Below are 22,967 nucleotides of genomic sequence, written 5' to 3'. Positions count from 1 at the left end.
TGCCCCGATTATCTCATGTCGATACTGCTTGGTTAAGTCCGACAGGCTGCTAGGCGGCGTTCTTGTCTCCACAATATGGGGGCTTGGGATTATCAGTTTCCTGGGTTACAACCTTGACCCTCTCGGCCTGGTAATCCCCTTTTTGATTGCTGCGCGAGCCATGAGCCACGGGGTTCAGCTGGTTGAGCGCTATTATGCCGAAACCCAGGAACTGGGTAACGGCCCGAAAGCTGCCAAGGCAACCTTTGACAGCCTGTTCCGTCCAGGATCACTAGGGGTGGTGTCTGACGCCATCGGTCTATCCCTTATCGCCATTGGCTCCATCCCTCTCAACACCCACCTTGGCATCTATGCCTCCTTGTGGGCCATCACCGTGGTATTTACCGTTCTGATAGGTGTACCACTGCTGCTCTCCATCCTGCCAACACCCAAGAACCCGAAAATCCGGGAAACGGTGTTGCGCCATATTGGTAGCACCAGTTCGCGCATGGTCACCAAACCGGGTTCTGCCCGAGTCATCCTGGCCGTAGGCGCCATTGCGATGCTCGGCGGACTCTTGGCCGCATCCAATGTCCAGATTGGCGACTCCGAGCCCGGTTCTCCAATTCTCTATCCCGATCATGACTACAACGTCTCGTCCCGGATCGTGAACGAGCGTTTCCCTGGATCAGAAGAACTTTATATCGTTGCTGAAACCGATGAAAAAGGAGGGCTGAAACGCCCGGAGGTACTGACAGCGTTGGCCGACTTTCAGGCCCATATGCTGACTGACCCGGAGGTAGGTGGCGCCAAGGGACTGCCAGACCTGATCAAGCAGGTTAACCGCCTGATGCACAACGACGACCCCCGCTGGTACCAGATTCCCCACGATGCCGGCTACGTGGGCGGCCTGATGTTCACCTACATGGCTTCCAGCCCGGTTCCCGGTGCCCTGGACGAGTTCAACGATACCGACGACCGTGTTGCCAACCTGGTGTTCTATTACAAGGACCGCCAGGGCGAAACCATTCGCCGCGCCATTCACATGGCAAAGGAATGGATTGCAGAAAATGGCGATAGCGTAGAAGGACTGACCATTCGGCTGGCCGGGGGCACCCTGGGCGTAGCGGCCGCAATGAACGAATCAGCATTCGAGACCAATGTAATCGTTCTGCCGCTTGTATTCCTGCTGATCTTCGCTTTCGTCATGCTGTTCTACACCTCATGGCACGCCGGCCTCATGATGTTGATGGCTATGCTGTTTGCCACCACCATGACCTACGCTTATATGGGCCTGAACAGCCTGAGTATCGACATCAACACGGTGCCGGTAATCGCCGTGGGCATAGGTGTCGGTATTGATTACTCCATCTACATGATGGATCGCATCCGGGAAGAAATGGCCAAGTTTCAGAACCTCCGGGAAGCTGTGCAGCGTTCTATTTCTACAACCGGCATGGCCATCAGCTTTACCGCACTGACGCTGATGGCAGGAATCATCATGTGGGTGATCTTCTCTAACCTGCGTTTCCAGTCCGATGCCGCGTTATTGCTGTGCGTGATGATCATCATCAACGGTCTTGCAGCCATGCTTCTGGTGCCCTCATGGGTGCTGGTCTTCAAGCCACGCTTTATCACCGACGTCTATGCCGACGAAGACGGCATTCTGCATTCCGAACACAGAAAACCGAAATCAACTCCGACTACTGCTCCCGCCAGGAAGCAGGAAGACGGATTTGTGCCAGGAGAACCGTACCGGGCGTGACTCCGGTACGAAACTCCAAAAAACCTGTAACGAGGATAAGCCATGCAAATAAAAACAAAAGGCCTGAGGTTATGGTGCTACACCCTTGCGGGTGGTGCCTGCCTGGCGCTGACTCCATTGACCACAACCGTAGCGGCAGAAGATACCCGCGTTAACGGTTACGTTGAAAACGCCACCTACGGCCGAGAAGGCGTGGGGCTTTCGAAATTCCGCAATACCTTGCAACTAGAGCTGGAGAAAAAAGCCGGTGATGTGGGAATTTTTAGCAATGTGGGCTTCAACGCCACACTCCGGGGAAGTTATGACGGAGTTTATGATCTGAATGATGATGAGTATGGACGAAACGCAGGGGGTCCGGTTCAGTTACAAGATCTACCTCAAGGCACTGTTCCGCATGGAAGTGGTGTTGGCAGTCCTGCAAGTGCTATTCCTTTGCCCCCTGGTAACACTTTTGGCTTTGATGTTAGCCAGAACCCCAATGATGGCATGGTGGTTCTGGGGGAGCATTTGCATTCACAGAACAACGGTGTCGCCTTCGGCGTTCCGGTGCGCCCTTGTGACAAAGACGACCGCGGCTGTATCAACGGGTATCTGGACAAAGACTCCAACGACCTGAGATTCCAGGAGTTCAACGATCGCGCCGACTTCATCCGGGAACTCTATGCCGACTTCGATATTAACTTCGATAACGGCAACATCCTGAGTACACGACTGGGTAAACAGCAGGTTATCTGGGGCAGAACGGACCTGTTCCGGGTGCTCGATGTGATCAACCCGGTCGACTTCTCCCGCAACAACATCTACGACGAAATGGAAGATATCCGGATTCCGATGTGGATGGTTCGTACCGACTACCGCATGGGACCCACCGAAGTCTTCGACGGCCTGGCGTTTGATGATCTGAACTTCCAGGTGGTCTGGAACTTCGACAAGTTCCGGCCCCATGACATTGGCCAGTGTGGCCAGCCAAATGTGATGCTGGATGCCGGCTGCTTTTTCCGGGGCATGAATAACCTCTGGGAAAATGGCAGCACTGTAGCAAACTTCGCAGGCGCCACTCCTGACGGGGGGCTGGCAACAGACTTCGGCCCTGGCCAGATCGGTATCCGCAAGGCGCACATGCCCAGCTGGAGCCTGTCCAACACCCAGCTTGGTCTGAAGATGGAAGGGGTTTACGGCGATCTTGGCTTCTCGTTGAATGCGCTGACCTACCGTTCACAGCTGCCCTCGCTCCGTGGAGGCATACCCGCCCAGAACGGGTTCACAGGTGAAACCGGCGTTTGGCCGAGCCTGATTGCGTTCGACATTCACTTCCCACGGGTCAACCTGGTGGGCGGTTCCCTCGATTACTACTCACAAGGCATCGATACCGTATTCCGGGTCGAAACCGCCTATACCTCCGGTGAGGAGTTCGCCAACACCCTCCGTGAACGGCTCTACTCCGAATCCGATGTTCTGCGTTACGTGATCGGTGCAGACAAGAACATCTTCATCCCCGCCCTGAACGAGAGCCAGGCGTTCCTGTTCTCCGGCCAGATCTTCGGCCAGCACATTCTGGACCACGAACGTGAGCAGCGCACCTACGGCGAGGCCGGTATTCCCGACTGGGAACATAACTGGACCGCGACACTTCTGATCAAGGGCTTCTACATGAATGGCCGGCTCAGCCCCCAGCTCATCACCGCTCACGATTTCCGTGCCCAGGCCACCGCCCTTGCACCGTCTGTTGAATGGCTGGTGACCGATCGCTTCAAGCTTACCGCCGGCGGCAACTTCAAGGTCGGCACTGGCGCCCGCAAGTTTGACGACTGCCGCTCCTGTAACCCCTGGGATCCGTTCACACAAACCCCGGGCGTTGTCGGACAGCAGCCAGGTGAATCCGCAGGTGTCTCCGGCTATGAACCCCTCAGTCGCTTCCAGTCGGGCCCCATCGGCATGGCCCAGAAAGAAGACGAAATTCAGCTGACCGCCCGTTACAGCTTCTGATAACAAGAGGACAGAACCATGAAAACCATGAACAAACCAACGCTGCTTTCCCGGTGCCTGGCTGCAGGCCTGGCCACCGGAATGCTGGCCTCGATGGCCCACGCCAGCGATGACGTTATCGAGAATTCCTTCTTCCCGTATAACGACTCGGTTCCCTCGAAGGAGGGCCTGAGCACCGGCACGGTAATCGACCAGTCCAACGTCGCCCAGTTCAAAGACGTGATTGACCCGGCCTTCTACACATTTATCGAGAATGGCTGGACCTCCATCACCGTAGGTGACACCACCTCCTTTGGCCTGAACGAAGGCTACATCGAGGCCACCCGCGCCGCCCTTGGCCAGGTTTCCCTGGGCGACCAGGTGGGTGAGATCAACGGCTGGCAGGCTGGCCGCCCGTTCCCGGAAGAGCCGGACGCCAACGACCCACGGGCCGGTGAAAAGCTCGCATGGAACTATAAATATGGCTACAACTGGGGTGATAGTGCTGCCATTTATCCGTTCTACTGGAAGTATCGGGATATGGATTCCGGCAAGGTGGAACGTACCATCAAGTTCAATTTCCATTTCCTGAACTTCAAGGGCCGAGTGAACCAGGAACCAGTACCAGAGATTACGCCAAACCCGTCTGACCTGTTCCGCGCTACCTACGTGCAAGCTTTGGATCCGGCTGATGTTCGCAACACCCAGCTGTTGATCCACCGCGCTTCCGACGACCTCAAGCGGGACAATTCGTGGCTGTATCTGGGCTTCCAGCGTCGTGTACGCCGTCTGGCTACCGGTCAGGTTACCGATGCGTTCCTGGGTTCCGATCTGATGATCGAGGACTTTGAAGGTTATAACGGTCGCATTTCAGACATGAACTGGACCTATAAAGGGACCCGTCAAATGCTGATGCCCTTCTATAACCACAATGACATGAAGCTCGATACAGAGACTCACCAGGATGACGATGGCTACCAGGTTGTTGCCTTTGGTGGCCAGGGTGGCTGTTTCCCGGAAATCACCTGGCAGCTGCGTAAGGTTTACGAAGTAGAGGCTGTTCCTGTTGATGAAAGTCACCCATTGCAAAAAAGGGTGCACTACATGGACGCCCAGACCTTCACTATCCCGCGCACGGTGTCTTATGACCGCAAGGGCAGCATGTGGAAAACCTTCACCATTGGTCAGGCGCATCCGGACCATCACCTGCCCAAGAACAAGGGCAGCGGCGTGTCTATCGATGACAGCTTTAGCATGATCGATGTTCAGGCCAGCCACTGCACCACCGGCCAGTTCAAGGGCCAGGTTGACCCGGAGATGTCACCGCCACAAATGTTCAACGTGCAACACATGCGCGCAACAGGCAGCTGATCGGCAAGTCGTAGTTGCTCTCCTTTGGGCCCGCTGTGCGGGCCCCTTTTTCATTTCGGAGGATGAAAAAAGATGTCCCGATATGAACCATTACCAGGGAACGCGCAGGACCAGGATCAACTTCTGGTACTGACCGATGACAAAGGCAGAATTACCTACGCAAGCAGTGCTTTTTGCCGGCTGTGCGGCTTTGACGAAGACACGCTGAAAGCCGAAGGGTTCAGCCAGCTTCGACACCCGAACATGCCCAAAGGCCCACTGAATGATCTGTGGGAAACCCTGGGGCGGAATGACTCTTGGATGGGTATGATCCGGAACCGCAACGCCCGCGGCAACGATCTCTGGCTCGATGCCTTTGTCACTCCAATCTCGGACGAGCACGGTCGGGTCGTCGAATACCAGGCCATTTATCAGGTACCGGACGGTGCCACGGTTCAGCGCACCCAGCAGGTTTACCAGGCCCGGGCCAGGGGCAAACAACCACTGGCCCTGAAGCTTCCCGGGCTGGCGCCGGCCACTCAGCAATGGCTTCTGGCAACGCTGTTGTTCAGCCCCCTGTTGATAGCCGGGCTGATGGCCCAACCCGCACTGTTCGCCGTTCTGTTTACCCTCAGCAGCGCCCTGTGTGGCCTGGCGCTTTTCCTGCTGAACCGCCCCTTACAAGCGCTGTCCCGGTACTGTCAGGGCATTGTAGACCACCCCATCAAACAACTGGTGTACACCGGCCAAGCCGGCACCGTCGGCAAGATCCAACTGGCCATGCGACTGGTGGAAACCCGGCTGAACGTGATGATCGCCAGGGTACGGGACAGCGGCAGCCAGATCGAAGGCTATGTCGGCCAGGCCAATACACTGTTGCAGGCCAGCACCCGAGCGTCTGAACAGCAGCTCTCCGGGTTGAGTACCGTCGCGGCCTCGGTGGAAGAGTTCAGTGCCACCATTCGGGAGGTGTCCGAAAGCACCCATCAGGCCGCCCATCTGAGCACCCGCAACCGGGAATCCGGTGACGACAGTGCCCGCTCCGCCGCAGCCGCACAGGAAAGTATTCGCACCCTGGCCCGGGAACTGGAAGAGGCCGGCGATATTGTCCAGGAGCTGGACCAGAACAGTCAGGCCATCGGGCGTATACTGGATGTGATCAATGCCATCGCCGAACAAACTAACCTTCTGGCGCTTAATGCGGCGATTGAAGCCGCCAGGGCAGGTGAAAACGGGCGAGGGTTTGCGGTGGTTGCCGATGAGGTTCGATCCCTGGCCAAACGAACCCAGCAATCCACCGATGAAGTTCGCGAGATGATCAGCGCCCTGCAGGAAGGGTCTGCCCGGGTGGTTGAATCCATGGAAAAAGGCAAGCGCCAGTCAGCGGCCAGTGTTGAACAAGTATCCGCCAGCGCCGAAGCGCTTCAGGCCATTGTCGCCGGCATTAACGAAAGCGATGGCCTGAACCAGCAGATTGCTGCGGCCACCGAGCAGCAGAGCCAGACCGTCAGCCAGCTGAGCCAGGAGATCCACACCATTCACCAGCTGGCCAGCCAGACCTGTCACCAACTGGCAGATACGGTAAACGCCGGTGAATCCGTTGGCCACCATGTGTTCCGCCAGAAGTTTCTGATCAAACACCTGATGCCCACCGGCGCCAGCAATGCCCGGCAAGTCCAGCTCAAGGAGAAGGTATCGTGACAACGCACACCAATCAGGACACCCACACTCCCCTCACGGTGGTGGTTTCCCGCCGGGTAAAAAAAGGTGAGGAATCGGCCTTCGAGCAACTCAGCAGCCAGATGACCGAAAGGGCCGCCAGCTTCCCGGGTTATCTGGGTGCCACCATGTTCCGGCCCTCCTCGCCGGATGACCCGGAATACCGGATTGTCTTCAAGTTCCGGGACCGGGACACCCTGACCGCCTGGGAAGACTCCCCCGAAAGAGCCGAGCTGCTTGAGCAGATTGAAGCGCTGCTGGCAAAACCCAGTGAGCGGGAAGTCACCTCTGGCATCGTCACCTGGTTTACCCTGCCCGGTCAGAATCCGGTCAAACCGCCACCCAAGTGGAAAATGACCTTCGTCAGCTGGCTGGCCCTGTATCCCGCCGTCACCCTGGTGTTCCTGCTCTTTGGCGACCTGCTGGCACAGATCCCGCTGCTGCTGCGCACCATGGCGGTCACCATCGTGGTCATGCTGCTGATGAGCTACGTGCTGATGCCACGGATGACCCGCTGGTTTGCCTTCTGGCTGTTTCCGAAAAAGAACCACGATGTTCGTTAACGGCGAGAAGGATCTTACCCGGCAATGACCAACCTGCCTGTTAGCCGGTCTCAGTGGCTCGCGCTCGCCCTGATTCCATTATTGTCTGCAGCGTTGCTGTTCAGCCCGGTGGTGGACTGGTTTGAAGGCCCGCAACTGCTATCGGCCTTGCTGGTGATGGCCGGGCTTGTGCTGTTCGCCACCGGCGCCGTGCCGGAGTTTGTCACCGCCCTGCTGGTGCTGACCCTGGCCATGCTGTTGTCGCTGGCCCCGGCCGAGGTGGTGTTTTCCGGGCTCACCTCAACCGCCTGCTGGCTGATTGTGTCCGGCCTGGTGATTGGCATTGCCATCTCGGAAACCGGCCTGGCCCAGCGGGTGTCAGACCTGTTTACCCGCCATCTGGATACCAGCTATGCCCGGTTGATCACCGGCATCGTGGTGATTGGCATTCTGCTGGGCTTTGTCATGCCGTCCTCGGTGGGGCGTATTGTTCTGTTTATCCCCATCGCGCTGGCTATTGCCCACAGCTGTGGCTTTGAGCCTGGCAGTAACGGCCAGAAAGCCGTCGGGCTGGCGGCTGCTTTCGGCAGCCATCTGCCCACCTTTGCCATTCTGCCCGCCAATGTTCCGAACATGATCATGATCGGCTCTGCCGAGAAGATTCATGGCTGGAGCCCGATGTTCGGGGAATACCTGTTGCTGCACTTTCCGGTGCTGGGCATCCTCAAGGCCATCCTGCTGGTGGTTGTGCTGGTGCGGCTGTACCCGGACAACCCGAAACCGGTTCCGCAAGCGGGCCCAGGCCGGCCTTTCAATTTCACGGAATCGCGGCTGATGATGATTCTTCTGGTGACCCTCGGATTCTGGCTGACCGACACCTGGCACCAGATCTCGGCTGCGTGGATTGGCCTGGCCGCAGCCACCCTGCTGCTGATGCCCGGTATTGGCATGATCTCCACCCAGAGCTTCAACCAGAAAGTGAATATCAGCTCGATTCTGGTGGTGGCCGGCCTGCTGGGCATTGCCGGGCTGATCAACCATCAGAACATCAGCGGCATTCTGGGCGGCCATGTACTGGCCTGGCTGCCGTTGGAGCCGGGGCGGGATTTCGCCAACTTCCTTACGTTGTCACTGGCGGCGACCGCGACCGGGATGGTCACCACCCTGGCCGGCATTCCGGCAACGCTCACCCCCCTGGCTGGCGCCATGAGCGAGATGACCGGTTTCAGCCTGGAAGCGGTACTGATGACCCAGGTTCTGGGCTTCTCCACCATCATCTTCACCTACCAGTCCGTGCCGTTGATGATGGCCATGCCCCTGGCCGGAATTCCCATGCGCCATGCCGCCCGGTTGTGCCTGATACTGGCCGCCCTCACCATCGTGATTCTGTTTCCGCTGGATTACCTGTGGTGGAGGTGGCTGGGGTGGATCTGAGGCGACAGCGCGCCCCAGCCCCGGTTTTGGTTGTCCCTACAGGTGGTTCATCAGTGCCCGCAATTGTGCGTTATCGGGGTATTGTTGCAACAAGGATTGGGTCACTTGCCGGGCTTTGTCCTTCTGGTCCAGCTGGAACAGCGCAACCGCGTACCGGTAGCCAAACAGCCACTGGCCGGGCACCAGTTGATGGGCCCGTTCCAGATCCGCCAGCGCCGCCGGGTAGTTTTGCAGGCGAATACGGATCAGCCCCCGCAGGTGAATCAGTTGGGGTTCATCAGGGCTGTGTTCCAGGGTTTGATCAATGGCCCGGACCGCTTCCAGGTTGCGGTCGCCGGCACGGAGAATATCGGTCAGCAGGATGGTGGCGGGCACGTAGCCTGGGTCTTTGCCCAGAGCACGGTTGAGCTGTTGCTCTGCCTTGTAGACATAATCCCCTGCCATCAGGTATCGGGCTTTGAGCACGCTGCCTGCGGGCAGGTCTGATTGCATATCAACGTAGTGCTCGTATTCCCTCTGAACTTCGCCCCAGCGCTCAGGGTCCGGCAGGGTGCCGGACCACACCATGGATTCAAAGGCCGCCAGCCTGACCGCCAAAGAATCATCAGCCAACCCCTGCTCGGCAAGATTCCGGACCCGGCCCGTCTCGCCGTGCCTGAGCACACGATAGGCGCTTTCGCGGATCACCGCATGATCGCTCTGGGCCAGGCGCGCCACCACCGACATGTGCCGGGCCACGAGGGCGTCCCCGTGCTGTTCCAGCAGCGTTGCCCGGCGAATGGCAGGCTCGCCCTCATCGGCCAGATAGGCCAGAACCTCTGACAGGTTACGTTGCTGAACGTGATGCCAGGTGTCCGGCTGGTAAAGATCCGGATACCAGCTCCCGACGGTGTCCATCGACCAGGCGCGATCCTGGTCTGTGTGGCACGCCAGGCAAACATCCGGGCTGCCGGATGCCTTCGACACATCAGGTCGGGGTACCATGAAGCTGTGCTCCCGCCGGTCATCGATTCCCATAAACGTGGCTTCGGGCATGTGGCAGCTTACGCACTGCGCACCCTCGCTGGTGCGGGGGTGATGGTGGTGATCCGGGGTATCGTAGTCACCGGCGTTGTGGCACTGGGCACAGACACCGTTGCCTTCAATCTTGAGTTTGCCGGTGTGGGGATTGTGGCAGTCCGAGCAGACCACACCGGCCTGGAACATCTTGCTTTGCTCAAAGGAGCCCAGCACAAACACTTCTTCCCGTACCCGGCCGTCAGAATAGTACAACGGCTGGTCGAGCCGGCTCAGGCTGAACTGATCGTGTACCTGGCTACCGCCAGAATCCGTCAAGCTGGTGCGCAGGGAATGGCACTGTCCGCAGGTGGCCACCTGTTTGGAACCAGGCTTGGCTCCCTGCAGGCGAGGTGGCTGTTTTCCTTCACTCACCAGCCAGGCCCCCACCGCCGCCAGTTGCACACCGGCGGCCAGGGAGTCTCCGCTTTGCTGCGCAGAGGCATGGTCCAGAGCCGCATCATGGCAAGCGGTGCAACTCACGGCCACGTGCTGCCACTCGGTGTGGTAGCGGTCTTCCACCGGGTCGTAATGACGCTCCAGCCCGGCGGAATGGCAATCGGCGCATTGGTTGTTCCAGTTCTGGTAAATGCCGGTCCAGTGCATGGCATCACCGGGCCGGTTCTGCCCCGGTTCATCCAACCGGAACCAGCGCTGACCGCCGTCGGACTTGCTGCGGGTATCCCAGGCAATGTTGAAAGCCTGAAGGCGGCCATCGCCAATATCAATCAGGTACTGTTGCAGCGGGTAAACCCCGAAGGTGTAGCGGACGGTCCACTGGCGTTTTTCGTCACCCTCCCGGGTGTGAATAACGAATTGCCCGTCTTTCTCCAGGAATTGAACGGCGAGCTCTGAGTCTTGATAGCGGGCGCCGGAGAAATCACCGGCCACCGCCTCCGGGCTGGCTTCAGCCATGGCAACCGCATGCTGGGAGCGGGACCACTCTGCAACTTCGCTGGCATGACAGTCGACACAATCGGCAGGATTGGCCAGGGCTTTGCCACCGGCCAGCACCAGCAGACAGAGGGCTAATAGCGTCCAGCGTTGCTTCATCATATCGTTCAATTCCATGTTACTTATGCACTCATTTCACCAGATCATAAACCCGAATTCACGGAATACCCTTCTGCCACACCCTACAAGACCTCAACCTGCAAGGGCTGGCCCAACTTTTGGGATATGGCCTGCCACTTGCTTGAATTATGATAAAGATCGTGATGATTCATACGGCTGACCACACAACAACAACGACTCCGCCATGAACGAGAAACTGGTTCCATTCCGATACAACGTGGGTGTGCGCTCTCCCGATTTTGAGGAGGCAAAGGCGTTTATCAATGCCCACATTGAAGACCGGGAGGTTGCCCCGCTGTCTGGCAGTGGCCGGGCCGAAAACCTGCTGACTCTGCAGCCGGTGGGCAGCAGTTCACTGTTTGGCGCCATGTGGTCCGAGAAGGTTCACATTCAGTCAGACACCCAGAAAACCTTTCACGCGGTTCTGGTGCTGTCGGGCAACATCTATTGCAAATCCCTGGATACCAACGTGCCAGCCGACAGCCTGGTGTTGACAGCGCCGGGCAAGCAGGCAGACCTGGTCTGGGAAAAAGGCACCCGGGCCGTGGTGATGAGCCTGGCGCGCCAGAAACTGATCGACACCCTGGGTGTTCCGGACCTCAGCTTTCTCAGGGAAACCAACGCCTTTATCCCCGGCAATCATCAAGACGCCCTGGTGTTGAGAAACTCCATTACCTGCCTGGCGCAACAACACGAAATCTGTCAGGGGCGGATAGACCCGGCGGTTCAGTCCCAGTGGGAAGGCTTGCTGCTGGCACAATTTGCCAACCAGTTGCACCGTGAGGGCCTGGAAAACCCTTCGATACTCCCGGGCCGGATTCGCCTGGCAACGGAATGGATACTGGCGCATATTCGTGACCCTATCTCGGTGTGCGACCTGCTGCGGATCACCGGCGCCAGCCGTCGATCATTGGAATCCGGGTTTCGTACCTACCTCCACACCACGCCGGCAAAGTTTATTCTGTGCCACAAGCTCAAGGGCGTTCGGGAGTTACTCCGAACCAGCCCCGACATCAACATCGGCGATGCGGCGTTTTCCTACGGATTCAACCACCTGAGCCACTTTACCCGCCAATACCACGAAGCCTTTGGCGAGTTGCCTTCGGAAACCCTGCGGCAGTGCCGTGCATCCCGGGTTGTGGTCAATAAAAAGGCCCGGCTCGATTCGGTTTAATGCCGAATCTCACCGGGCAAGACGCTTTCAGAGTCAGAAGGTTAGGTTAAAGCCAATGGCGTAGTTGGTATCGGTCAGGAGCGCCCCTTGCGGGCTGACAACCGGTTTATCGAACTGCCCGGTCTCGGCCCATACCTTCACCTGAGGGGTAATTCTCTGCTCAAGTTTCAGGGTGTAGACCGAGTTGTCCGCCGCCGAGTAATCGTGATCCTTCTCCTTGTAGCCCAACGCTATGCCAGCACCGCCTTCGGTGATGTACTGGGCAGAGACACCGTAGGAATCAAAATCGGCCTTGCCTTGTGGGTCCAGTGGGTAAGGGGAATTGCGGTTGTTTTCCCAGACCGCACCCAGGGCCAGGCCGCCCAGCTGGTAACTCACGCCAGCGGCAGAGATCAGGTAATCCTCCGTGGCAAACGGCGGCAGTTGCTCCTGCACCAATTGAGTGGTGCCGATGGCGAATCCGAGGTTGTCGCCCTTATGAACCAGTCGCACCGAGCGACCATCGGCATCTTTACCGTTACTATCGTTCAGGGTGATCGCCGCGAATACCAGCTTGGTCTTCATAAACCAGGGGGTATGGTAGGCAAAGGTACCTGAGGTCCGGTCCGGCTGGGCGAAGATGCCATCGGGCCGTGGGTCCGCCCGGGACACGTTGTATTCGTAATGGTTGATTGGCCCGTAGATATCCGTCCACTGGCCACTGGTTCCCCGGGGCGCCGCCACGAACAGACCATAACGGGTCGGCAGCCAGAATTTGGCCTCTTTCACATGCACATCGGCTTCACCGTCCCGGCCGGTGGCGGGGTCATCGGCACTGTTGGCAGCACGGGCAAGGTCGACTTCCACGGCGTAGTGAAGGTTCAGACCCTGATCGATGGCCGCTTTGCCTTGCAACCCGAGTTCAAGTTCAAACGCTTCTGCTTCCGCGTCTTTTCCTTCGATCTTCAGGGCACCGGCATTCAGGTTCCCGTAGAAGTTCGGTTTATCCAGCTCGACCGCGGGGGCCGGGGTGGCGGCTGCTGCGCATATCGCAGCGGCCAGCAGTGTCTGTTTCAGTTTCATGGCGTCTCTCCTGTTATCGAACATGGGATTGGTTTACTCAACACACTTGCCGTACAGGCAGGTGGTGAAGCTGTATCCAACTTTCCGCATGTCGGCAGGGTCTGCCGCGATCACGCCATTGCGCTTGACGTACTTGTCCCACTCAGCCAGCAGCTGCTTCAGCTTTTCAGGTTCCTTGCTGGCCAGGTCCGTGGTTTCAGCAGGATCAACCGCCAGATTGAAAAGCTGCCACTCTCCGGGGCCATATGGTGGCTCCATCAACCGAATTTTCCAGTCACCCATGCGCACCGCTGAACGACCATAGAGTTCCCATCCAACCACCCGGTTTTCCGGCGCGTTGCCATTCAGGCCGGGCACCATCGAGATGCCTTGAACCTCGAACACTTCCCGGCCCTTGTAGGGGCTGGCAGGAACCTCAATACCCGCCAGTTCGAGGAACGTCGGCATGATGTCCATCACATGGAAAAACTCGTGGTTGATCTCGCCTTTGGTGTCTTTACCCGGCAGGCTGAGGATAGCCGGCACCAGGAAACCACCCTGGGTTGGGTAGCCTTTCCACATCGGCCATGGCGTGGCACTGACCTGGCCCCACTGGGCGCCATACCAGATGTAGGAGTCACGACGGCCCATGTTCTCGAAGCTGTTGTCGTACTCAGAGGCAATCCATTCCTTGTTGCGGGGCAACACTTCCGGGCTGTTGCCATCTGCGCCGTTATCGGACATGAACATAACCACGGTGTTGTCGAGCTTGCCGGCCTTCTCCAGATGAGCAATAACCCGGCCGATGTTCTCGTCCATGTTGTCGACCATGGCCGCGTAGATTTCCATCTTGCGGGCTTCGACCTTGCGCTGCTCATCGGTCAGCTCATCCCAGGTCGGCAGCTGGTCAAAAGGAACGTTGGCGGCCAGCTCGTGCCCTACCAGTCCCATGTCTTTCATCTTACCCAGGCGCTGCTGGCGAATGGCTTCATAGCCTTCGTCGTAACGACCCTCGTATTTCTTGATGTAGGAATCCGGCGCCTGCAGGGGCCAGTGCGGCGCAGTGAACGACAACACGTGGAAGAACGGTTTGTCGCCGGCTGCGTTAACGTATTCGATGGCTTTGTCGGCGTAGAAATCCGATGAGAAGAAGCCCTTGGGTGCCTCTACCTGCTTGCCGTTCTCCAGATAGATGGCTTTCGGGTCGACCCCGATAATCGCCCGGCCATCATCAAAATGGCTGGCTCCGCCCTGAACCAACACCCAGGATTCGTCAAACCCACGCGCATTGGGGCTCAGCGCTTCAGTCCGGCCAAGATGCCATTTACCGGTGGTGGACGTGTGGTACCCGTTATCCCGCAGCACCTCAGGCAAGGTCACCACCAGATCATTCAAGTGCCCCTCATAGCCTGGCTGTCCTTTCTGTTCCGGCGTCATCAGCTCGGCCATGTTACCGATGCCAGCGCGGTGGTTATCGGTGCCGGAAAACAGCATGGACCGGGTCGGGGAACAGGTGGGGGCGGTGTGGAAGTTGGTCATCCGGATGCCTTCATTGGCCAGGGCATCCAGGCTCGGGGTTTCAATCTCGCCCCCGTAGGCGCCAATGTCTGAGTAGCCCAGATCATCAGCCATAATCAGAAGGAAGTTGGGTTTTTCAGCCTGGTTGGCCGATGCCAGCGTAGACGCCGCCACCAACCCCAGGGCAAGCCCCAACCGACGAAGCAGTGTGTTGTTTTTGTACATGCTATGCCCTCAATCAGTTCGTTGTTGTGCCACCAGTGTGTGGTCAACTTCATTCTGCTGAGGGTTTAGGGGTAGGGGTTATCCCGTATGCGCAAGCGTTGTCATAAATGCGCAACAAATGTGTATTAACGAATCAATTGTGCTCAGGCGGACTCGGCTTGCCCCAGTGCGTCGACCACCTGCCGGGCAATGCTGTCTATATGCTCCATCGCTCTGGTTTGCGCAGCAGCGGCGTCTCCGGCTCTGATGGCAGCGATGATCTCTTCGTGTTCATCTGTCACCTGGCCAAGATGGGCCTCAAAACCACAACTTTGCACAATGAAAAAATCCGACAACTCAAAATTCGCCATTTGCTGGCTAGACACCAGCGGCGAGCGGGCCATGGCGTGCAAACAGTGATGAAAATCCTCGTTGAGCCGACGGTAATCCGCGTCTGCATCGGTATGGGCCGGGTTGATCTGGTGAATTTTTTCATTGATTTCAGCCAGCCGCCGCACTTCCTGCGCCTGTCGCCGCTCCGCTGCCAGGGCAGCCACCAGGCCCTCATTCGTTGAGAACAGTCGGTAGAAGTCGTCCACCTCACTGCTCGATGGCCGGTACACGGTGCAACCCACCTGCGCGGTAATTTCGACAAAACCTCGCTCCTGCAGATTGCTCAGCGCCGACATGATGGGCTGACGGCTCACACCGGTTTCTTCAGACAGCTCCTTCACCACGATTTTCTCGCCAAACCGGTACTGGCGGGTCATCAGTTTCTCGAGGATGTGATCATAGATGGCGGCTTTCTTGGTGGGCTTGTTCATCAAGGTGTCGGGCCTTTAATTGAGCGCTTTCGGATGCCTGCATTCTAGCGTGCCAGCGGGCACAAGCAATCAATGCGGTCGTGGTTATTGATTGCACGCCTGAAAACTAACACGCTAGCATTCTAGAATGCAAAAAGGAGGCATCAGACAACAATGACAACCCCACAACACTACGATACCGACGTGATGATCATCGGCACCGGGCCTACCGGCGGCATTACCGCCCTGGCACTGGCCACCTACGGCGTGCGTGTGCACATGATGTCGATGTTCAACTGGCTGGCGAACAGCCCCCGGGCACACATCACCAACCAGCGTGCCATGGAGGTGTTCCGGGCACTGGGCATTGAAGACGACATCAAGCGTCACGCCACCCCCGGCGATTTTCAACCCAGTTGTTCCATCAGCTTTTGGACTTCCGGAGAGTCGGTTACGTTGTACCGTCCGCACATAGCTGCATCCTTGGCCGTTCTTTCTGAGGCAGTGTAGTCAAAGTTTCAACGCTTAGGCGACCCACGCTGTCGTATCGCTGCATTATCCTGCCTTAAGATCGTCGAAGAGCTCGAATGTATGACCAGCACCACCACTGCGTAGGCAGCTATGACGTACCGGTCGCACTCGGAGAAGTGCTGATTTACCGGATGGTCCACCCGGAGCGATTAACCATATCGCTTGAGTATCAGAATAGAGCGTGGGTGGTTGGCGAGGTTCTCGGGGCGTGTAATTCAAGCCCGTTAGAAGGTTCTTTGGATTGGATTGGATTCGGCGGTGGGTGAATACTGATCGCAGAAGTTAGGGGCCCAGACCAGATCTGCTATGCGCAGCCTGAATGATGCGAAGAATTTCAATGTTCAGCCTGGTCGCAAAGTGAACATTCAGGTCAAAGGCCGAGGCCGATGGGGCTGTGTCAATCTAAAGGCCTATCTGGCGGCGTTGACCATGCCGCCGCCGAGTTACACAGCTCAAGCTAATGTAGACTGTCCCCTGAGTTCACAGATCCAGAGGATTTTCTTTTGAAGACTCAGATACCAGCGCCGATTATTGCTCTCATTGCAAAACACATGTCTCAAGTTAAAACTCACGCCGACCTGGACAGCATGTTCATGTACGCAGACGCTCCCGGGGACCCTCCAGAGGGCAGTAAACCTGTGAAGTGCCAGGACTGGCTTAGGCGCACCAACGTCGAATCCTCGACCCCTCTTGCGGTTCTGGGGAAATTAATCGAAGAGGAGATGGAGACTCCGGATGATCATCACTCGCAGCTATTTGGATCACCGCCAGGGTCTTTGTCTCGGGAGACCTTTCAGAGAAAGACAAAGGAAGTGCTTGAGCGATATGACTTGGTATACCGGATAGGAGGAAAGGTTCAGTCGGCTGTAGGGATGAAGGGTGCAACAAAGAGCCTATCTGATCTGATCAAAGGTCGTGAGTTAATCTCTATCGATATGGAATTCGAGCGAGCGATAGACAATACGAATACTGAGCCTCGCGAGGCATGCTCAGCTGCATGCAATATTCTGGAGTCTCTTTTCAAGATCATGATCGACGAAGAGAAACTGGATAAACCGGCAAAACAGGATCTGAAAAACCTCTGGAAGCCAGTGGCCGAATACTTGAACTTTGACCCGAAGCGCATAGAAGACAACGATTTGCGCAAAATTCTATCAGGGATGCACTCAATCGTTGATGGTGTTGGGGCGCTACGTACACACGCCAGCTCAGCTCATGGAGCAGGGAAGCAGATCTATAAATTGGAGCCCAGGCACGCCCGATTGGCAATTCATAGTGCTCATACCTTGGCAATGTTCGTTCTGGAGTCGTGGGATAAAAGAAAGGACCCTGGATTCTAACTGACTAAGAAAGACCTTTTTGTCCCCAACCCATCAACTCAAAGCCTGGCACCGGAATCCGACCTGGTGCTGTTTGTTGATGCCAATGGGGCTGTTTGGGGGCAAGGGATTTTTGAGAATAATGCGGTATTGCTTAGCCAGTTTGTCGCCGTCCCTCTGCCTGGTCGATGAGGTATTCCAGGGTATCTGTCAGGGTCCGATGTGCTTGATTTTCCTTGATCTGAATCAGCCGAGCGTGGTGCTCTGTGGTCAATTCGATCGTTTCTGAATGTCCGCTTTTGTTTAGCAGCGGACCGATCGAGGCGTCCGGTGGAGGCCGCAGGCCGGCAAGGTCAGGGACTGGCGGGCCTAAGAGAGACAGATAGAAATTGATTTCTCTCGGCCCGGCCAGCCCATCAACACCGCGACTGGAGAGTCATTCAACGTAAGACTCAGCCAGGAATGCTTGGACGAGAACTGACTCCGGCCACTGACCGATACCTCAGCTCACAACGCCTCACCGAGAACTTCCACAGACTAGCATCAAGCTGCTATTGATCCTCCACCGATGAGATAACCAGACCTTCCACTTTAGCCAGAGCCTCGCGACGCTCATCGAAATAGTCATAGCGATCGTAAATGCCCTCAACCCCCTTAAGCTTATGGTTCAAACACCGCTCAGCCACATGTCCGGGCACGCCTGCAGATGCCATCAAACTACGGCAAGTGCGTCGTAGATCATGAACAGTGAACTCAGCGATATCCCCCATCTTATTTTCCGGCTGTTGCTTCCTACCCGGCTCTTTCCCGAACAACTTGGAAATGGCGCGGTTCAGCGTGTCCTTTCCCATGTGGGGATGTTTGCTGCTGCGACGGTTGGGAAAGACGTAATCTGAGCCACAGGCATGAATTTTCAACTCGTCGAGCCACTTAACGGTATTTGGGGGAAGAGGGATAACAATCTCCACTCCTGACTTACTGCGCTCTGCGGGCAAAGTCCAACACTCGTTTTTTAAATCAAACTCTGACCACTTCGCTTCTGTCAGCTCAGTTTTTCGCACCCCCAGAATAAGCAGCATTGCGCAAGCCAAGTAATTTTCCCGGGTAAAGCTGTCACTGTTTTCTCGGAAGACCTTGAAGACATGCTGGATCTCCTCAACGGTCAAAGCCCTTTCCCGGCTTTTCTCGACACCACCTGCATCAGTAACAGTGAAAGCCGACGCCGGATTGTACTTAATCAAGCCTAGCTTGATGGCATGATTAAACAGCTGCTTCAGGTACATCAGAGTGTCGTTTGCTATGGTCGGTCGGTCGCTACCCGCTACTTTCTTGATAATGGCTCGAACGTCCATAGGGGTAACGTCGCCGATAGGTATCCCCCCAATTGAAGGTGACACTTCTCTCAGGAAGATTCTTTTTGGAATTCTTGGGTGCTTGAGGCGCTTTTCCAGGTCCAGGTACCAGTCTTCGAAAAGATCACTGACGGTTCTGAGCGTAACCCGCCCCTCCCGCTTGCGCTCTTCGATCGGATCGATACCACTTCGGATCTCTTTTTGAGCCTCAACAGCACGCTCGCGAGCCTCAGCAAGTGAAAGCTCAACAAACTTTGCCAAGGTCAATTCACGTCGCTTACCGGCCAACGTATACCGCAGCATCCAATAGGGCTCACCACGCTTTGGCAGCATTAGGTACAAGCCATTTCCATCACTGTGGCGACCCGGCAAACCATTCTTAACCAGCGCCCGGACTTTGGTTGCAGTCAACTTCGCCATTACTCACCCCCTGCAAATTCGGAACAGAGGGTTTCCTGCTGAGCAGGCAAACTCGGGCAAAGCGGAGCCATGTGGGGAGTACGCACGTCTATTTCTCACTTTTCATGGGTAGTAGATCAATTTACTACCCAGTATACTCCCCAAGTGGCGCTGGATTAAACTAGATTTTTTTAGACTCCAATAGACAAACAGCTACTTTTATCTTTTTATTACAGCATCTTAAAGACAAACTGAAACAAGAGTAGACGCTACTCAATATTCTGCACCTGCTCCCGCACCTGCTCGACCAGAACCTTCAAATCCACAGCAGCTCGGGTTACACCGGCATCTATGCTTTTGCTGCTTAGGGTGTTGGCTTCCCGGTTCAGCTCCTGCATCAGGAAATCCAGCCGGCGCCCAATGGCTTCATCATGCTTGAGAGTGTCTGAAACCTCGCTAATGTGGGCATCCAACCGATCCAACTCTTCAGCCACATCGCTCTTCTGGGCCAGCATAACCATTTCCTGAGTAATACGCTCAGGGTCCAACTCTACCTTGGCCTTTTGGAAACGCTCACGCAGGTGTTCCTCTTGCGCCTTGAGCAACCCGGGCATGCTCTCACGAACCGTCGCAACCAAGACTTTCATTTGCGCCAGCCGATCCTCAAACAACGGGCGTAAACGCTCACCTTCCCGTTCGCGGACAACCGCCAGCTCTGCAACCGTCTCCCTGAACAGGCTCACAGCCGCTTCCCGCACGGAGCTGAAGTCCTGCTCCGGCACCGACAGCACTCCGGGCCAGCGCAAAATATCCAGGGCATTGATATGCGCAGGGTTATCCAGCATACGATTAACGTGGTTTGCAGCCTCATTGACTGCCTGTGCTACATCCTCGTTAACCTCGAATCCAGGTGTGTTTGCCTCGATGGACTGCAAGCGAACCGACACATCCACCTTGCCTCGCTTTAACTGCTTTCGTAGTTCCTCTCGAAATGGGTTCTCAAGCTCCCGCAGGGCCTCTGGCAGCCGAAAAGATGGCTCCAGATACCGGTGGTTGACGGTGCGAATTTCACATGTCAGCGTTCCCTGGCTATCTTGAACATCCTTCCGGGCAAATGCAGTCATACTTTTGATCATGGCGGCTCCGGCTTTGCGGGTGATGGTATTCCTTTATTGTAGAGCCTGAGTCTAACAGGCCGCGATCATCTGCGGCGAACTCCACTGCAGACAATGAGTGCGCTGGCACGAGCAGCCGGCACCCCGCTCAACGTGTTACACTTTGCGGCTGTCCAACTCCAATCCAACCGGGGCATAGCTCCCGGACAATTACCTAAAATACCAGGAATCATTATGCGCCCAAGCGGCAGAACCCCCGAACAGCCAAGAGACATTCGCCTTACCCGTAACTACACCTGCCACGCTGAAGGCTCTGTGCTGGTGGAATTCGGCAACACTAAAGTGATCTGCACCGCCTCGGTAGAAAACAAAGTACCGCCATTCCTGCGCGGCCAAGGCAAAGGCTGGATCACCGCCGAATACGGCATGCTGCCCCGCTCAACCGGCAGCCGTATGGGGCGCGAAGCAGCCCGAGGCAAACAAGGCGGCCGCACCGTCGAAATCCAGCGCCTGATCGGCCGCTCCCTGCGCGCAGCCGTCGACCTTGATGCCTTGGGTGAACACAGCATCACCATCGACTGCGACGTAATCCAAGCCGACGGCGGCACTCGCACCGCTGCCATCACCGGCGGTTGCGTAGCCTTGGTAGACGCCCTGAACCACTTGGTTGCAGAAAAGCGCATTAAGAAGTCACCGCTGAAGCAAATGGTCGCCGCGCTTTCTGTGGGTATTTACAAAGGAACGCCAGTGGTTGATCTGGACTACCCAGAAGATTCCGAAGCCGAAACCGACATGAACGTAATCATGACCGACCAGGGCGGCTTCATCGAAATTCAGGGTACTGCGGAAGGTGCGCCGTTTGTCCAGGAGGAACTGGACAGCATGCTGACACTGGCGAAGCAAGGCATTGAAAAGTTATTTGTACTACAGAAAGAAGCTCTGGAAGGCTAACATCTCAAGCCGGGGCGTCGGCATTGGCGCCGCTCCCCCAGACTGTTGGAGGCCAGGGACGGCCGAAAACAAGCGTACAGGGATGTACTTGCAGCGTGTCTGGGGGAGCGGCGCCAATGCCGACACTTCCCCTGAAGTTCAAACCAGCCTATAGGCCAATCTCTATATCGTAATCCATAATCACCGGAGCGTGGTCCGAAAAGCGGGTCTTGCTGTCGATCCAACCATCTTGAATGGTTTTACGAATACCCGGTGTCATCAACTGGTAATCCACCCGAATGCCCGCATTCTTCCGCGAGCCCTCTGTTTGCTCCGGCCACCAAGTAAACTGATTGCTCTGCTTATTGATATCACGGAACGCATCCACGCAACCCATCTCCTCAAACAACCGGTCGAGCCAAGCGCGTTCATGGGGTAGAAAGCCCGAAAAATCCAGCTTATGGTACAGAGGGCTGGCATCTGTTACATGATGCGCCGACTGCAAGTTGGCTCCAAAAATGAACTGGCGACGCTTACGCAGAGTTTTCTGCATGTGCAAGCCGAACCCATCCATAAAGTCATCTTTATGGTCGAGCACCGTCAGGTCATCTTCGCTGATTAGCTCATCTTCACGACCTAGAGCGCAGGGTGCCAGCACACTAGCCACAGACACTTTATCAAAATCCGCCTGAATGAAGCGCCCCTCGCGATCTGCTTGCTCGTTGGCAAAACCGTACATGATGGCTTTGGGAAAATGCCGCGTGTAAATACCCACGCCACCGTCAGCATTGTTTTCGCCATCGATGAAATACGCCTCATACCCTTCAGGAATGAGATTCAGGTCTTCAATCTCATAGGCGCGCATACGGTGATCCTGAACACACACAACATCTGCGTCCTGCTCGGCCAGCCAGTCGAAGAAACCTTTATCAACAGCCTGGGCAAGACCATTGACGCTGATTGATACTACCCGCATACGTGTTCCCTGATTCGGTTTGTGTGTATGATACCGTTTTTACGCGTTATTAAAAGATCCACACCCGCCAGAAGCCTTGCCATGCACGACTACCAGCAAAATTTTATTGAATTCGCCATTCACCGTAACGTACTTCGTTTTGGTGACTTTACCCTTAAATCCGGTCGCACCAGCCCATACTTTTTTAATGCCGGGCTATTCAACACCGGGGATGACCTGCTGCAACTCAGCAAAGCCTACGCTGCAGCCATCGGTCGCAGTGGTCTGGATTATGACATCATATTCGGGCCTGCCTATAAGGGCATTCCGTTGGCAACTGTGACAGCTATGGCCTTAGCCCAAGAGGGCGAAAGCAAACCGTTTGCCTTCAACCGCAAAGAAAAGAAAGAGCACGGTGAAGGCGGTAATATTGTTGGGGCCCCATTACAGGGTAAAGTACTCATCGTAGATGATGTCATCACTGCCGGCACGGCCATACGTGAATCTATCAGCCTTATTCGTGCCGAAGGAGCAGAACCTGCCGGCGTGCTAATTGCCTTGGACAGACAGGAGCGTGGCAACGGCGAACTCTCCGCCATACAAGAAGTGGAGAGCGAATTCGGCATTCCGGTGGTCAGTATCATTCGCCTGGAACAGGTTTTGGACTATCTTAAGACCAATCCGGAGTTTTCTGGCCATGCCACAAAGGTAGCCAGCTACCGGGAACGCTACGGAGTCTGAC

General features: G+C 56.3%; 19 protein-coding genes. 12 read left to right on the top strand and 7 right to left on the bottom strand.

Annotated elements, in window-relative coordinates; translation table 11 throughout:
• From ACTH3S_RS08735 to ACTH3S_RS08710, 6 genes are all read left to right on the top strand, one after another.
• A partial coding sequence (locus tag ACTH3S_RS08735) for an efflux RND transporter permease subunit (RefSeq protein WP_441808627.1) occupies positions 1-1,744 on the top strand: 1,744 nt, incomplete at its 5' end.
• A 42-nt stretch (positions 1,745-1,786) separates the two neighbouring features.
• Positions 1,787-3,730: a DUF1302 family protein gene (locus ACTH3S_RS08730; RefSeq protein WP_441808626.1), complete on the top strand. Its 1,944-nt coding sequence runs from the start codon at positions 1,787-1,789 to the stop codon at positions 3,728-3,730.
• 18 nt (positions 3,731-3,748) lie between these two features.
• Complete coding sequence (locus ACTH3S_RS08725) at positions 3,749-5,080, top strand: DUF1329 domain-containing protein (RefSeq protein WP_441808625.1); 1,332 nt, start codon at positions 3,749-3,751, stop codon at positions 5,078-5,080.
• A 72-nt stretch (positions 5,081-5,152) separates the two neighbouring features.
• A complete protein-coding gene (locus tag ACTH3S_RS08720; protein ID WP_441808624.1) occupies positions 5,153-6,760 on the top strand; it encodes a methyl-accepting chemotaxis protein in 1,608 nt (535 codons plus the stop codon).
• A complete protein-coding gene (locus ACTH3S_RS08715) occupies positions 6,757-7,341 on the top strand; it encodes an antibiotic biosynthesis monooxygenase (protein WP_286253313.1) in 585 nt (194 codons plus the stop codon). The genes ACTH3S_RS08720 and ACTH3S_RS08715 overlap by 4 nt, the downstream gene beginning before the upstream one ends.
• 24 nt (positions 7,342-7,365) lie before the next feature.
• Positions 7,366-8,754, top strand: a complete 1,389-nt coding sequence (locus ACTH3S_RS08710) for an SLC13 family permease (protein WP_420389737.1) — start codon at positions 7,366-7,368, stop codon at positions 8,752-8,754.
• A 36-nt stretch (positions 8,755-8,790) separates the two neighbouring features.
• Here the strand turns inward: ACTH3S_RS08710 and ACTH3S_RS08705 are convergent, their stop codons facing one another.
• Positions 8,791-10,881, bottom strand: a complete 2,091-nt coding sequence (locus ACTH3S_RS08705) for a tetratricopeptide repeat protein (RefSeq protein WP_441808623.1) — start codon at positions 10,879-10,881, stop codon at positions 8,791-8,793.
• A 187-nt stretch (positions 10,882-11,068) separates the two neighbouring features.
• Here ACTH3S_RS08705 and ACTH3S_RS08700 point away from each other — a divergent pair, with 187 nt between their 5' ends.
• Positions 11,069-12,058, top strand: coding sequence for a helix-turn-helix domain-containing protein (locus tag ACTH3S_RS08700; RefSeq protein ID WP_441808622.1), 990 nt, complete (start codon positions 11,069-11,071; stop codon positions 12,056-12,058).
• A 33-nt stretch (positions 12,059-12,091) separates the two neighbouring features.
• Here the strand turns inward: ACTH3S_RS08700 and ACTH3S_RS08695 are convergent, their stop codons facing one another.
• The 3 genes from ACTH3S_RS08695 to ACTH3S_RS08685 form a co-directional block, all read right to left on the bottom strand.
• Positions 12,092-13,120, bottom strand: coding sequence for a porin (locus tag ACTH3S_RS08695; protein ID WP_441808621.1), 1,029 nt, complete (start codon positions 13,118-13,120; stop codon positions 12,092-12,094).
• 33 nt (positions 13,121-13,153) lie between these two features.
• A complete protein-coding gene (locus tag ACTH3S_RS08690; RefSeq protein ID WP_441808620.1) occupies positions 13,154-14,842 on the bottom strand; it encodes an arylsulfatase in 1,689 nt (562 codons plus the stop codon).
• Between the two features lie 143 nt (positions 14,843-14,985).
• The gene (locus tag ACTH3S_RS08685) at positions 14,986-15,645 is read right to left on the bottom strand and encodes a GntR family transcriptional regulator (RefSeq protein WP_441808619.1); all 660 of its coding nucleotides are present in this window, start codon (positions 15,643-15,645) and stop codon (positions 14,986-14,988) included.
• A 153-nt stretch (positions 15,646-15,798) separates the two neighbouring features.
• Here ACTH3S_RS08685 and ACTH3S_RS08680 point away from each other — a divergent pair, with 153 nt between their 5' ends.
• The 3 genes from ACTH3S_RS08680 (at position 15,799) to ACTH3S_RS08670 (ending at position 17,495) form a co-directional block, all read left to right on the top strand.
• On the top strand, positions 15,799-16,134 hold the full coding sequence (locus ACTH3S_RS08680; protein ID WP_441808618.1) for an FAD-dependent monooxygenase: 336 nt from the start codon (positions 15,799-15,801) through the stop codon (positions 16,132-16,134).
• Between the two features lie 77 nt (positions 16,135-16,211).
• Positions 16,212-16,421, top strand: coding sequence for a PcfJ domain-containing protein (locus ACTH3S_RS08675; RefSeq protein ID WP_441808617.1), 210 nt, complete (start codon positions 16,212-16,214; stop codon positions 16,419-16,421).
• A 237-nt stretch (positions 16,422-16,658) separates the two neighbouring features.
• Positions 16,659-17,495: an abortive infection family protein gene (locus ACTH3S_RS08670; protein ID WP_100689505.1), complete on the top strand. Its 837-nt coding sequence runs from the start codon at positions 16,659-16,661 to the stop codon at positions 17,493-17,495.
• Positions 17,496-18,025: 530 nt separating this feature from the next.
• Here ACTH3S_RS08670 and ACTH3S_RS08665 read toward each other — a convergent pair.
• Positions 18,026-19,246: a site-specific integrase gene (locus ACTH3S_RS08665; protein ID WP_178976427.1), complete on the bottom strand. Its 1,221-nt coding sequence runs from the start codon at positions 19,244-19,246 to the stop codon at positions 18,026-18,028.
• Positions 19,247-19,494: 248 nt separating this feature from the next.
• Positions 19,495-20,361 carry a YicC/YloC family endoribonuclease gene (locus ACTH3S_RS08660; RefSeq protein ID WP_441808616.1) on the bottom strand — a complete coding sequence of 289 codons (867 nt, stop codon included), beginning with the start codon at positions 20,359-20,361 and terminating at the stop codon, positions 19,495-19,497.
• A gap of 213 nt (positions 20,362-20,574) precedes the next feature.
• Between ACTH3S_RS08660 and rph the strand changes: the two genes are divergently transcribed.
• The gene (gene rph / locus ACTH3S_RS08655) at positions 20,575-21,291 is read left to right on the top strand and encodes a ribonuclease PH (protein WP_441808615.1); all 717 of its coding nucleotides are present in this window, start codon (positions 20,575-20,577) and stop codon (positions 21,289-21,291) included.
• A gap of 148 nt (positions 21,292-21,439) precedes the next feature.
• Here rph and ACTH3S_RS08650 read toward each other — a convergent pair whose 3' ends face one another.
• Entirely contained in the window at positions 21,440-22,246 is an 807-nt protein-coding gene (locus ACTH3S_RS08650) for an exodeoxyribonuclease III (protein WP_441808614.1), read from the bottom strand.
• Positions 22,247-22,327: 81 nt separating this feature from the next.
• On the opposite strand from ACTH3S_RS08650, the gene pyrE reads away from it, so the two are divergent.
• Positions 22,328-22,966: an orotate phosphoribosyltransferase gene (gene pyrE, locus ACTH3S_RS08645; protein WP_441808613.1), complete on the top strand. Its 639-nt coding sequence runs from the start codon at positions 22,328-22,330 to the stop codon at positions 22,964-22,966.
• Position 22,967 lies beyond the last annotated feature (1 nt).

The sequence above is a fragment of the Marinobacter sp. genome (assembly GCF_052094685.1).
Lineage (GTDB): Bacteria > Pseudomonadota > Gammaproteobacteria > Pseudomonadales > Oleiphilaceae > Marinobacter.
The sequence above is the reverse complement of the archived record's forward strand: the minus strand, read 5'-3'. Positions and strand labels throughout refer to the sequence as shown.